Raw genomic sequence first — 12,420 nt, 5'->3', positions numbered from 1 at the left:
TGGCCGCAACACAAGAAGTTGTGTTGCCGTGTCGTGCGAACCGCCCAGGTTCGAGCGCCGCGCGCGGGGGTATCGCAAGAACCGTGAACATCCTCGGCTCGATTACACCTGCGGCGCAGCGACTTGTTTCCGTCTATCGCCGAACGGGAGCGGATGTGCCGTTCGGCGATCCGCTGCCCTCGCATGGCACCGAAATGGAAGGCTGGTTCTGGCGACTTTCCGACCCCTCCGACGGACGGGTGGTAGTCGCCCTGTGCAGCGCAAACCGACACCCCGATGGCGACTGGTTGACTGCCGCGATCGCCCTACATCCGGGCGGTGTGGTGCGTTCTGCCGCGATCGACGGCGTCAGTGCTGACCGCTCAAAATTTTCGGTCATCGCCCGCGCGGGCGCCGACTTCGTCGAGGCCAACGGCAAACGGTTGGCGATGGCCATCGACGACAGCGCAGTGGACCTCACCGTTACCCGAGAATTCGGATGGCCGAAGGCATTTGCCGGCGGCGGAGCCGTCTCGTCGGTGCCTTTCTTGAATCAATACTGGCATCCGTACCGACTGGACGCTAAGGCTTCGGGAACAGTGACGTGTGGAGACCAACGTTGGCGGTTTACCGACGCCACGTTGTATTGCGAACGCAATTGGGGAGCGGGTTTCCCACGTCGCTGGTGGTGGGGTCAGGCTCACGACTTCGGTGAAGCCGACGTGTCGGTGGTGTTCTCAGGGGGCCTGTTGGAGCTCGGGCCGCTGCGACGGGAGGTGACCGGAGTTGTTGTGCGACTACAGGATCGGGTCCTGCGCATCACTCCCCCCGCGTGGGTGTCGTCCAATTGCGATGGACGGCGGTGGCGGGTTGACGCCCACAGCGCACGCTACCGCGTTGAGCTAGATGGGCGTGGCGATGAGGCGGGGCCCCACGTGCTTCCGGTACCGCTGCCCGCAGAACGCCGCAACATCGGCGCCGACTACCAATATCTGGCCGGGACTCTGCGCTGCACGGTCCGCGAATGGGGCCGCATCATTTTCGATGGCACAACGCAGTTGGCGGGTTTGGAAATTGGCAGCCGCCCAGGCTGACGCACGCTAGGCCACTGTTCAACGGACGACACAACATGTACCATTTGGTACATGATTACCGAGGACACTGTCGAGATCGATGCGTCGCCGCAACTGGTTTGGCAGGTATTCAGCGACGTCGAGCGCTGGCCCGAGTGGACGGCGTCGGTGACGTCGTTGGCCGCGGTGGACGGCGCCGGGCTCGCGGTCGGCAAGCGGTTCGCGATCAAGCAGCCACGCATGTCGAAGCTGGTCTGGCAGGTCACCGAGGTCGAGCCGGGCTCATCGTGGACGTGGGTGCAGCGCGCCCCCGGCGCGTCGACCAGCGCCCGCCACGAGGTGATCCCCCAACCCGGCGGCCGCACGCTGGTGCGCCAGCGGCTCGACCAGCGCGGCCCGCTCGGCGCTCTGGTCGCGCGGCTGATGGGATCGATGACCAAGCGTTATCTCAAGCTCGAGGCCCAGGGACTCAAGGCCCGGTCTGAGCAACTCAGCCGGGCCAATGGCACGCACCCCTGACGCGGAACGGCGCCGGCAGCTGCTCGACGCGCTGGTCGCGGAGTTCGCCGCGGGCGGCGTGGGCGACCGTTCGCTGCGCGACGTGGCCGCCGCCGTCGGCACCAGCCATCGGATGTTGCTGCACCACTTTGGTTCTCGGGAGGACCTGCTGGTGGCGATCGTCGAGGACGTCGAGCGCCGCCAGATGGCGCTCTTGCGCGAGCTGCCCACCAACCCGGCCGAGGGCTTTGCCGCTATGTGGAACGATTTGCGGCGGCCCGAACTGCGGCAATTCGAGCGCCTCTTCTTTGAGTGCTACGCCCGCGCCGTCCAGGGCGAAAAGCCTTTCGTCCGAATGGTTCCCGGCGCCGTCGACGGCTGGCTGGCCGAGGCCAAGCAAGTCGCCGACGGCCCGGTCGACCCCGCCATGGCAAGGCTCGGGCTGGCCGTAATTCGTGGGCTCTTGCTGGACCTCGTGGCCACCGACGACGAAGCCGGCGTCGACGCGGCCGCGGCGGCTTTTGCGCGCCTACTGGATGACGGCCTTGCGGGCGGCGCGTGAGCCCTCGCCGATCCCGAAGAACTGGTACTCCTCCGGCTTGACCGAGCGGGTCGCCCGCCAGTACTGCCAGGTGTAGCCGCCCCAGAGCACCGTGTTCTTGCCGTGCTCGTCGAGATACCAACTGCTGCAGCCGCCGGTGTTCCATACGGAGGGACCTAGCATGCGCTGCAACTCCGCGTTGAATTGGTCCTGCGCGGCACGCGTCGGCGCCAGCGCCTGCGCTCCCCGCTTGTCACACGTCTTAATCGCATCAGCGACGTAGCGGATCTGCGATTCGATCATGAACACCACCGAGTTGTGGCCCAGGCCGGTATTCGGGCCCAGCAGGAAGAACAGGTTGGGTACGTCAGCGACGGTGATACCGCGATGGGCGCCGAGGCCCTCGCGGTTCCACCGATCGATCAGATCCTCGCCGTGCTGCCCCTTGATCTGGACGTAGGTGTAGGAGTCAGTGACGTGGAAGCCAGTGGCGTAGACGATCACGTCGGCCGGGTGTTCGGTGCCGTCCGCGGTGACGATCCCGTCGCGCGTGATGCGCGTGATGCCCTCGGTGATCACTTCGGTATTAGGGGCGGCCACCGCCGCGTAATACGTCGAGGAGTTCAGGATTCGCTTGCAACCAATGCGGTATTTGGGGGTCAGCTTGCGGCGCAGCTCTCGGTCTCGCACCGAGCGCCAGATGTTCCACTTGCAATACGCCTCAATGAATTTCAGCGCATTAGGACGCTTCGTCATGCCGAACGCCAACGCCTCCTGCGCCCAATAGATCGCCAGGCGCACCAGCGGACGCAGCCCAGGAACGTTTTCCATGGCCGTCCGCAGCGCCGAAGGGATTTCGGGATTCGAGCGGGGCACTACCCACGGTGGGGTGCGCTGGTAGAGCTGAAGTTCGGAGACTTGCCCGACAATTTCAGGGACGATCTGGATGGCGCTGGCACCGGTCCCGATGATCGCCACCCGCTTGCCGGTGAGGTCGACGCTGTGGTCCCACTCCGCGGAATGGAAAGCGGGGCCGGCGAATTGGTCGCGCCCCTCGATCTGGGGGAAAGATGGGACATGCAATGCCCCGGCCCCCGAGATGAGGAACTGGGCGACGTATTCACGTCCGTTGGCGGTGAACACATGCCAGCGGAGCTCGTCATCGTCCCAGTGGCCACGATCGACCAGCGAACCGAACTGAATGTGGCGGCGCAAGCCGTATTTATCGGTGACACCCTTCAGGTAGTCCCAGATCTCAGGCTGGTAGGAGAACGGGTTCTTCCAGTCCGGCTTCGGTTCAAATGAAAACGAATACAGGTGCGACGGGATGTCACATGCGCAGCCGGGGTAGCTGTTGTCCCGCCAGGTGCCGCCGATGTCGTCGGCCTTCTCCAGGATGACGAAGTCGACCCCCTGGCGCTGCAGCGCGATAGCCATCCCCAGGCCGGAAAAGCCGGTTCCGATGATGACTGCACGGGTATGCACGGGGCTCTGCTGCGCCTGAGTTTGCGGCGCCGACTCGGCGATCGTCATAAATGTCGATCCTACCTGGGAACGCCGGTACCGGGTACTTCAGCGTCCGTCGGTGAGCAAGGCGATCGACTGACGCAGCTGCTGCTCAGGCGGAGCGGGCGGTAGCGGCACGTCGGGCCGGGTGCGAAACGCGTCGACTATCAACGCCGCGAACCGGCGCCAAGTGTCCGGGGCCGCGCTACCAGTGGTCCTCAACACGCCGGCGTTGGCCATCAGCATGACGACGATGTCGGCGACGGCCACATCGGGCCGCAGCCTCCCCTCGGCCTGCGCCCGGCCGATCAGCACCCTGACCTTCTCGACGGTCTCGTTGGTGCGTTGCTCAACGGCGCTGCTGGCCGGAAACGCCGTCGTCAACAAATCACGCAGACCGGCGTCGCTCGCCTGTAGCGCGCACAACTCGAAGACCAACGTCCGAAAGCCGTCCCAGGCACGGGGATTGGCGAGCGCCCCGTCTACCGCCTCGGTGTAGCGGGACATGTTGCGCTCGAACGCGGCGGCCGCCAGATCGGCGCGGGTCGGGAAGCGCCGGTACAGCGTGGCCACACCCACCCCGGCGCGGTTGGCGATCTCTTCCAGCGGCACCGACAGGCCGCGCTCGGCGAACAACTCGGCGGCCGCGGCCAAAATCCGGTCCCGGTTGAGTTTCGCGTCGGCCCGAAGTGGCCTGGCTCCCTTCGCGCGCCCGGGTGCGCCTGAAATCACAGGCCAACCATACCCGCTGAACTGGAGGGCGGCATCCACTTATGCGTATCGTCGAGCTGGACGTAAGTGGTAATCGCCCTCCACATATGAATGGAGCTCATACATGGCCGTCACCCTGACCGCCCCCGACCTGACCCGCGGAGCCCGGCATCGGGCGCCCGGCCACCGCGGGATACGGGGTAATCCGTGGTGGACGTTGATCGCCGTGTCGATCGGCGTCATCATGGTGGGCCTCGACGCATCCGTGGTGGCCATCGCCAACCCGCGCATCGCCACCGACCTGCGGGCGTCGCTGTCGGACTTGCAGTGGATCACCGACGCCTACATGCTCGCGCTGGCCTCGCTGCTGATCTTCGGCGGAAAACTCGGCGACCGCTTCGGGCGCCGGCAGGTGTTCTTCATCGGCGTGCTCGGTTTCGCCGCAACGTCCGTCGCGATTGGTCTAGTCGGCAGCGTCGCCGGCGTCATCGCGCTGCGCACGCTGCAGGGCGTCTTCGGTGCACTCTTGATGCCGAGCACGCTGGCCATCGTGCGTGCCACTTTCCCGCCCGAAAAGCTCAACACCGCCGTCGGAATCTGGGGCGCCGCATCGGGTGTGTCGATTGCCGCCGGCCCCATCGTCGGTGGGCTACTGGTCGAACACGTCAGCTGGCAATCGGTCTTCTACATCAATGCGCCGATCGCCGCCGCCGCGTTGTTGATCGGCGGGCGGGCCATCGTCGAGAGCCGCAGCGGTGGTGAACACCGCCTGGACGTTCCCGGCATCACCACGTTGTCCGGTGGGCTGTTCCTGATCGTCTTCGGCCTGATCAAGGCACAGAACTGGGGCTGGCTGGCGGGCCGCACGCTACTGGTACTGCTCGCCGGCTTGGCCGCGATGGCCGTGTTTGTACTGATCGAGTTGCGGACGGCTGAACCGCTGCTGCCGATGCGGCTGTTCGCCAACCGGTCGCTGTCGATCGGCACCGCGGTCGTCGTCATCGACTTCTTCGCGCTGTTCGGTGCGGTGTTCTTCCTGTCGCTGTACCTGCAGAACGTGCAGGGCTTCTCCCCTGTCGAAACCGGTGTGCGCACACTGCCGCTGAGCGTGGCGCTGATGGTCACCGCACCGCTGTCCGGATGGCTCACCGAGAAATTCGGTCCGCGCCCGGCAATGGTGGTCGGGCTGGTTGCCGTTGCGGCCGGGTTGTTCTCGTTGGCGTTCCTGCGAGCCGATTCCGGCTATTCGGCGTTGTGGCCGGCATTTGTACTGCTGGGCGCGGGCATCGGGCTGGTGCTGACCGCCAGCGCGGACGCCATCATCGCCAACGCCAGCGTCGACGACGCCGGGGTGGCCGGCGGCCTGCAAAGCACCGCTGTGCAGCTGGGCGGGGTGCTGGGCACGACGATTCTCGGCTCGGTGCTCTCCAGCCGGGTCGGTTCGGTCCTCGTCGACCAGCTCACCAGCGCCGGTACACCTGCACCAGTGGCCGCAAAGTTGTTAGCTGCCAAAGAGCTAGTGGCCCAAGGTGTTTCGCCTGTGACACCCGGCATGCCGGCCCCGCTGGCGCACGCGGTGTCGCAGGGCAGCCACGGCGCGTTCATGGTCGGGCTGCACGCGTCGATGGTTGTCGCCGCGGTAGCGGCCGGCATCGGCGCGCTGCTCGCTCTGTTCGTCCGCCGCGGGGCCAACTAGCTCGCGGCGGTGTCGCGCGGCGCCGCCTTGTGGATCGGCAAATCGGGGTCCAGGTCGATGCCGAGCAGCTCGGCGGTGCCGCTGATGACGCCCATCATGATCGTCGTCAGATGCGCTACGAATTCGTCGTGGGGCATGCGCCGCGGGCTGTCGGGCTTGGGGCCCAGCCACCAGTCGGTGGCCGATTGCGCCGAACCGAACGCGGCGAATGCGGCGAGTTCGATCGCGGCGGCGTCGAGGTCCATTTCCCGCATCTCGTTGTTGAACATCTCGGCCATGGCCAAGGTGATGCCGCGGCCCTCGTTCAGAGCGCGCATCGTGGACTCGGACCGCTCCGGGAAGCGGCCCTGGATGAAGAACCGCAGCACGTTGGGATGCTGGTCGACGAGGTTGACGTACTCCTCGACGCTGCGCCGGATGATGTCCCGGGCCGAGTTGGTGGCGAAGTCGACCGATGGGAAGACCGCCGCCCACAACATGTCGCGCAGACGTTCCCCGATTGCCTGGAACAGATCAGACTTGTCGTGGAAGTGTCGGTAGATCTTGGGTTTGGCGGTGCCGGCCTCTTCGGCGATCTCGCGGACGCTGAGATCCGGTCCTAAGCGGTCGATGGCGCGGAAGGCCGCCTCGACGATTTCACCCCGAACCTTTTTGCGGTGCTCGCGCCAGCGCTCGCTGCGCGCGTCGACCTTGCCGCCCGGCTTTGCGCCGGGATGGGGCCGGGGGATTCTCACCACGCCAAGCAACTTTACCTTTGCTGTCGAGCGGCCACGTATGTCACACGAAATGCCGAATCGCGTGCATCAAGTGGCCACTCGACTGAAGGCGCCTACAGCATGCAGGAGACGCAGCCCTCCACCTCGGTGCCCTCCAATGCCATCTGGCGCAGCCGGATGTAGTACAGCGTTTTGATGCCCTTGCGCCAGGCGTAGATCTGAGCCTTGTTCACATCGCGGGTGGTGGCGGTGTCCTTGAAGAACAATGTCAGCGAAAGCCCTTGGTCCACATGCTGAGTGGCTGCCGCGTAGGTGTCGATGATCTTCTCGTAGCCGATCTCGTAGGCGTCCTGGTAGTACTCCAGGTTGTCGTTGGTCATGTACGGCGCCGGGTAGTAGGCCCTGCCGATCTTGCCTTCCTTGCGGATCTCGACCCTGGACACGATCGGGTGGATCGAACTCGTCGAGTGGTTGATGTAGGAGATCGACCCGGTCGGCGGCACCGCCTGCAGGTTCTGGTTGTAGATGCCGTGGGCCTGCACCGACTCCTTCAACCGCTGCCAATCATCCTGCGTCGGGATGCGAATGCCGGCCTCGGCGAAGAGCTCACGCACCTTGGGCGTCGCCGGTTCCCATACCTGTTCGGTGTAGCGATCGAAGAATTCCCCCGACGCGTACTTGGAGTTCTCGAAGCCCTTGAAGTGCGTACCGCGTTCGAGCGCAATGCGGTTCGATGCCCGCAGCGCGTGATACAGCACGCAGTAGAAGTAGATGTTGGTGAAGTCGATGCCTTCGTCGGAGCCATAGAAAATGTGTTCGCGGGCCAGGTAGCCGTGCAGGTTCATCTGACCCAACCCGATGGCATGCGAGTCGTTGTTGCCCTGCTCGATCGAGGGCACCGAGGTGATGTGCGTCTGATCGGAGACCGCCGTCAAGGCCCGGATCGCCACCTCGATAGTCTGCGCGAAATCCGGCGAGTCCATCGTCTTGGCGATGTTCAGCGACCCCAGGTTGCACGAGATGTCTTTGCCCACTTTGGCATACGACAAGTCATCGTTGAAGAGCGACGGTGTGGACACCTGCAGGATCTCCGAGCACAGGTTGGAGTGGGTGATCTTGCCGTCGATCGGGTTGGCCCGGTTCACCGTGTCCTCGAACATGATGTAGGGATAACCGGACTCGAACTGCAGCTCGGCGAGCGTCTGGAAGAATTCGCGGGCCTTGATCTTCGTCTTGCGGATGCGTGCATCATCGACCATCTCGTAGTACTTCTCGGTGATCGAGACGTCGGCGAACGCCACACCGTAGATGCGTTCGACGTCATAGGGCGAGAACAGGTACATGTCTTCGTTTTTCTTGGCCAGCTCGAAGGTGATGTCGGGGATCACCACGCCCAGCGAGAGCGTCTTGATCCGGATCTTCTCGTCGGCGTTTTCCCGCTTGGTGTCCAGAAAGCGGTAGATGTCGGGGTGATGAGCGTGCAGGTACACGGCGCCGGCACCCTGGCGCGCACCGAGCTGGTTGGCGTAGGAGAACGAGTCCTCCAGCAACTTCATGATCGGGATGACGCCCGAGCTCTGGTTTTCGATGTTCTTGATCGGCGCGCCGTGCTCGCGAATGTTGCTCAGCAGCAAGGCAACTCCCCCGCCGCGTTTGGACAGCTGCAGCGCGGAGTTGATCGAGCGGCCGATCGACTCCATATTATCTTCGACGCGAATTAGGAAACAGCTCACTGGCTCGCCGCGCTGCTTCTTGCCGGAGTTGAGGAATGTCGGGGTGGCCGGCTGGAACCGGCCCTCGATGACCTCGTCGACGACCTGCTCGGCCAGTTTGGTGTCGCCGGCGGCCAACGTCAGCGCCACCATGACCACCCGGTCTTCGAAGCGCTCCAGATACCGCTTCCCGTCGAAGGTCTTCAGCGTGTAGGAGGTGTAGTACTTGAACGCGCCCAGAAACGTGGGGAACCGGAACTTCTTGGCGTAGGCCCGATCCAGCAGCGTCTTGACGAAGTTACGCGAATACTGGTCCAGAACCTCACGCTCGTAGTAGTTCTCGCGGATCAGGTAGTCGAGCTTCTCGTCCTGATTGTGGAAGAACACTGTGTTCTGGTTGACGTGCTGCAGGAAGAACTGATGCGCGGCTTCCCGGTCCTTGTCGAACTGGATCTTGCCGTCGGCGTCGTACAGATTGAGCATCGCGTTGAGGGCGTGATAATCCGTCTCGCCCGGCAACGTGTTGTGCCCGGCCGGCGTTACACGTTCTGCAGTTGCGGCGGTTGGTGGCACGTGTCGTCCTTCCAAAAGTCAGCCAAACCGGCGCGGACGGCCTCTACGTCGTCCGGGGTTCCCATCAGTTCGAAGCGGTACAGGTACGGAACGCCGCACTTGCGGGAGACCACGTTGCCCGCATAGGCGAATTCGGCACCGAAGTTGTTGTTGCCCGCAGCGATGACGCCGCGGATCAACGAGCGGTTGTGTTCGTTGTTCAAGAAGGCGATGACCTGCTTGGGCACATATCCGCCGTCATTGATATCCGGAGTGGCCCGGCCGCCGCCATAGGTGGGCAGCACCAGAACGTAAGGCCGGTCCACCTCGATGCGGCCGTGCAGCGGTATCCGCGTGGCCGGAATGCCCAGCTTCTGCACGAAGCGATGGGTGTTCTCCGACACGCTGGAGAAATACACCAAGCTGCACGACTGCACCGCGATCTCCTGACCTGCTATGCGCTCAGCGCAGCGCTGGCGAGCGCCTTGATCCGGTCCGGACGAAAGCCCGACCAGTGCTCGGTGCCGGCCACCACGACCGGGGCCTGCAGATAACCCAGTGCCATCACGTAGTCGCGCGCTTCACTGTCGATCGAGATGTCGACCTTCTCGTAAGCGATGCCCTGTTTGTCCAGCGCCTTATAGGTGGCGTTGCACTGCACACACGCCGGCTTGGTGTACACGGTGATGCTCATCGGCGATACCACTCCTCTGTGGAAGATGACGAACTTGACACGGACTGGCAACTACTGTGGTACTGCATCTGCACTGCTAGTTCAGCAGCCCGCCACGACCCGAAATTCCCGTCTTCGCCAGCCGCGTCGGCGCCTCTTCGTCGAACATATCGAGTCTCCGGCGGGGCCCGGCCGACCTGGTGAACCTGGGGTCTGTCGGTGTCCGGAACACTACACCTAGTGGCCGTCAATAAGAAGGGATACAAGATATTCTGAACAACATTCATGAAATTCCCTGGTCGTAAGCCCACCGCGACCCTTGCCGTCGGCGTGTCGTAGATCACAATCCGGCTGCTTCGGGCCGGGTGCGAACTATGCACCCAGGTCTATCACCGACCACCGACAGGAAATTTCTCCGGCTCGCCACAGCAAACTCTCGGCTGAGCGCTAGCTCACCTCGGCGGCCAGCTTGCCCACCACGTCACGCACGTTGGAAACCAAGTCAACGTGTTCGCGTGGGTGCGCGCCGTTCAGCGACGCCAGCGACACCGAGAGCTTGATCGCCTCGACGACGCGCGGACCGGCGATGCCGAACGACTTGCGGGTTTCGTCGTGTGCCCAGACGCCGCCGTAGCGGCCCAGCGACCCGCCGATGACGGCCAGCGGCTTGCCCTTCAACGCGCTGTTGCCGAACGGCCGGGACAGCCAGTCGATCGCGTTCTTGAGCACGCCCGGCACGCTGCCGTTGTATTCCGGTGTGACCACTAACGCGGCGTCGGCCTCGGCAGCCGCGGTGCGCAAGGCGGTTACCGCAGCGGGCACGACGTCGGTGTTATCGGCCGAGTCGATGTCCTCGTTGTAGAACGGCAGTGCGCCGAGCCCGTCGAAGACGGTCACAGTGACGCCGTCGGGGGCGACGTCGGCGGCCAACTCCGCGATCTGACGGTTGACCGAGGCCGCCCGCAGACTTCCGACCAGCGCCAATACCTTGATGTCCGACATCTTCGAATTCCCCTTCGCTTGTCCGTGTTACATCCTCGCATGGCCAAACCGGACCACAGTCCGGTTTATTCCGGTCGCGTTACAGTGCAATGGTGAGCGTCGTCGACCGGCGAGGTGGGCTGCCCGTTTCCACTCCCAACGAGCGTGGCGACGCTGCCCGTAACCGCGCACTGCTGCTGGACGCCGCCCGCCGGCTCATCGCCGAGCGCGGTGCCGACGCGGTCACGATGGACGACATCGCCGCCGCCGCGGGGGTCGGCAAGGGCACGGTGTTCCGCCGCTTCGGCAGCCGGGCCGGATTGATGATGGTGTTGCTCGACGAGGACGAGCGGTCCAGTCAGCAAGCGTTTTTGTTCGGCCCGCCACCATTGGGCCCCGATGCGCCGCCGCTGGATCGGCTGGTGGCGTTCGGGCGTGAACGGCTGTGCTTTGTCCATTGCCACCACGCACTGCTGTCGGCAGCCAACCGCGATCCGCAGACCCGCTACAGCGCCGCTGCGATGGTGCAACGCACCCATGTCCGGATGCTGCTGGCCTCAGCCGGCACCACCGGCGACCTGGACGCGCAAACCGATGCTTTGCTGGCTCTGCTCGACGTCGATTACGTCGAGCATCAGCTCGCTGCCCGCGGCCAGACGCTCGAGACGCTGGGTGCCGGCTGGGAAAGCCTGGCGCGCAAGCTCTGTGGGAAATGACCGCCCGCTGGATTCTGCACGTCGACCTCGACCAATTCCTGGCGTCGGTTGAACTGCGCCGCCATCCGGAGTTGGTGGGGCTGCCGGTCATCGTCGGCGGCAGCGGTGATCCGACCGAACCGCGCAAGGTGGTCACCTGCGCGTCGTATGAAGCCCGGCAGTCAGGGGTGCGCGCGGGTATGCCACTGCGCACCGCCGCCCGCCGCTGCCCGGAGGCCACCTTTCTGCCGTCGGATTCCGCCGCCTATGACGCCGCCTCTGACGAGGTCATGGGCGCGCTACGGGATCTGGGACACCCAGTGGAGGTGTGGGGCTGGGACGAAGCATTCGTAGGCGCCGACGTCGACGAACCTTCAGGGCTCGCCGAACAAATCCGTACCGTCGTCTCGACGGAAACCGGGTTGTCCTGTTCGGTCGGCATCAGCGACAACAAGCAGCGCGCCAAAGTCGCCACCGGCTTCGCCAAACCGGCCGGCATCTATCAGCTCACCGATGCCAACTGGATGTCGGTGATGGGTGACCGGCCGGTCGACGCGCTCTGGGGTGTCGGACCCAAGACCACGAAAAAGCTTGCCGCCCTGAACATCACCACCGTCTGGCAACTGGCTCACGCCGATACCGAATTGCTCACGACGGCCTTCGGATCACGAACAGGGTTGTGGCTGCTGCTGGTAGCCAACGGCGGTGGCGACGACACCGTCAGCGCCGAGCCATGGGTTCCGCGGTCGCGCAGCCACGTCATCACTTTCCCGCGTGATCTCACCGATCGACACGAAATGGAGGAAGCGGTAACCGAATTGGCGCAGCGCGCACTCAGCGAAGTCGTCGCCCAAGAGCGGACCGTTACCCGCGTGGCCGTTACCGTGCGCACCGCAACGTTCTTCACCCGCACCAAGATCCGCAAGCTCGACCAACTCAGCACCGACCCCGACGTCGTCGTGGCTGCCGCCCTGCGGGTGCTGGACCTCTTCGAGCTCGATCGCCCGGTTCGCCTGCTCGGAGTGCGCCTGGAACTGCAGATGCCGACCGCTTAGCCCGACCATGCGTTGAGATTGCACACAGGGTT

13 protein-coding genes are annotated in these 12,420 nt (G+C 64.5%); 6 read left to right on the top strand and 7 right to left on the bottom strand.

What is annotated here, in order from left to right:
* Window positions 1–155 precede the first annotated feature (155 nt).
* Genes AC5Y5W_RS06520 through AC5Y5W_RS06510 form a run of 3 tightly spaced genes read left to right on the top strand, consistent with a single transcriptional unit; the run spans window position 156 to window position 2,112 of the window.
* Window positions 156–1,073 (top strand): tocopherol cyclase family protein, encoded by a 918-nt coding sequence (locus AC5Y5W_RS06520; protein ID WP_500010536.1) that lies wholly within the window; start codon window positions 156–158, stop codon window positions 1,071–1,073.
* A gap of 51 nt (window positions 1,074–1,124) precedes the next feature.
* Entirely contained in the window at window positions 1,125–1,571 is a 447-nt protein-coding gene (locus AC5Y5W_RS06515) for an SRPBCC family protein (RefSeq protein ID WP_500010537.1), read from the top strand.
* Window positions 1,555–2,112 (top strand): TetR/AcrR family transcriptional regulator, encoded by a 558-nt coding sequence (locus AC5Y5W_RS06510; RefSeq protein ID WP_500010538.1) that lies wholly within the window; start codon window positions 1,555–1,557, stop codon window positions 2,110–2,112. The genes AC5Y5W_RS06515 and AC5Y5W_RS06510 overlap by 17 nt, the downstream gene beginning before the upstream one ends.
* Here the strand turns inward: AC5Y5W_RS06510 and AC5Y5W_RS06505 are convergent.
* Both AC5Y5W_RS06505 and AC5Y5W_RS06500 read right to left on the bottom strand, forming a co-directional pair.
* Window positions 2,080–3,624: a flavin-containing monooxygenase gene (locus AC5Y5W_RS06505; RefSeq protein ID WP_500010539.1), complete on the bottom strand. Its 1,545-nt coding sequence runs from the start codon at window positions 3,622–3,624 to the stop codon at window positions 2,080–2,082. The genes AC5Y5W_RS06510 and AC5Y5W_RS06505 overlap by 33 nt on opposite strands.
* A 39-nt stretch (window positions 3,625–3,663) precedes the next feature.
* Window positions 3,664–4,329 carry a TetR/AcrR family transcriptional regulator gene (locus AC5Y5W_RS06500; protein WP_500010540.1) on the bottom strand — a complete coding sequence of 222 codons (666 nt, stop codon included), beginning with the start codon at window positions 4,327–4,329 and terminating at the stop codon, window positions 3,664–3,666.
* Between the two features lie 103 nt (window positions 4,330–4,432).
* Here AC5Y5W_RS06500 and AC5Y5W_RS06495 point away from each other — a divergent pair, with 103 nt between their 5' ends.
* Window positions 4,433–6,004, top strand: coding sequence for an MFS transporter (locus AC5Y5W_RS06495; RefSeq protein ID WP_500010541.1), 1,572 nt, complete (start codon window positions 4,433–4,435; stop codon window positions 6,002–6,004).
* Here AC5Y5W_RS06495 and AC5Y5W_RS06490 read toward each other — a convergent pair.
* The 5 genes from AC5Y5W_RS06490 to AC5Y5W_RS06470 form a co-directional block, all read right to left on the bottom strand.
* Window positions 6,001–6,741, bottom strand: a complete 741-nt coding sequence (locus AC5Y5W_RS06490; protein ID WP_500010542.1) for a TetR/AcrR family transcriptional regulator — start codon at window positions 6,739–6,741, stop codon at window positions 6,001–6,003. The two genes, AC5Y5W_RS06495 and AC5Y5W_RS06490, sit on opposite strands and share 4 nt — an antisense overlap.
* 92 nt (window positions 6,742–6,833) lie before the next feature.
* Window positions 6,834–9,005 carry a class 1b ribonucleoside-diphosphate reductase subunit alpha gene (nrdE, locus tag AC5Y5W_RS06485; RefSeq protein WP_500010543.1) on the bottom strand — a complete coding sequence of 724 codons (2,172 nt, stop codon included), beginning with the start codon at window positions 9,003–9,005 and terminating at the stop codon, window positions 6,834–6,836.
* Entirely contained in the window at window positions 8,972–9,421 is a 450-nt protein-coding gene (gene nrdI, locus AC5Y5W_RS06480) for a class Ib ribonucleoside-diphosphate reductase assembly flavoprotein NrdI (RefSeq protein ID WP_499885103.1), read from the bottom strand. The genes nrdE and nrdI overlap by 34 nt, the downstream gene beginning before the upstream one ends.
* A gap of 17 nt (window positions 9,422–9,438) precedes the next feature.
* Window positions 9,439–9,678 carry a glutaredoxin-like protein NrdH gene (nrdH, locus tag AC5Y5W_RS06475; RefSeq protein ID WP_500010544.1) on the bottom strand — a complete coding sequence of 80 codons (240 nt, stop codon included), beginning with the start codon at window positions 9,676–9,678 and terminating at the stop codon, window positions 9,439–9,441.
* Window positions 9,679–10,104: 426 nt separating this feature from the next.
* Window positions 10,105–10,659, bottom strand: a complete 555-nt coding sequence (locus AC5Y5W_RS06470) for an NAD(P)H-dependent oxidoreductase (RefSeq protein ID WP_500010545.1) — start codon at window positions 10,657–10,659, stop codon at window positions 10,105–10,107.
* Between the two features lie 92 nt (window positions 10,660–10,751).
* Here AC5Y5W_RS06470 and AC5Y5W_RS06465 point away from each other — a divergent pair, with 92 nt between their 5' ends.
* Both AC5Y5W_RS06465 and AC5Y5W_RS06460 read left to right on the top strand, forming a co-directional pair.
* Window positions 10,752–11,354 (top strand): TetR/AcrR family transcriptional regulator, encoded by a 603-nt coding sequence (locus AC5Y5W_RS06465; protein WP_500022234.1) that lies wholly within the window; start codon window positions 10,752–10,754, stop codon window positions 11,352–11,354.
* On the top strand, window positions 11,351–12,388 hold the full coding sequence (locus AC5Y5W_RS06460; protein WP_500010547.1) for a DNA polymerase IV: 1,038 nt from the start codon (window positions 11,351–11,353) through the stop codon (window positions 12,386–12,388). The genes AC5Y5W_RS06465 and AC5Y5W_RS06460 overlap by 4 nt, the downstream gene beginning before the upstream one ends.
* The last annotated feature ends 32 nt before the right edge of the window (window positions 12,389–12,420 follow it).

Source organism: Mycobacterium sp. NGS51 (assembly GCF_059812525.1).
Note: the sequence above shows the minus strand (reverse complement) of the source record. Positions and strands in the feature narration are given on the sequence as shown.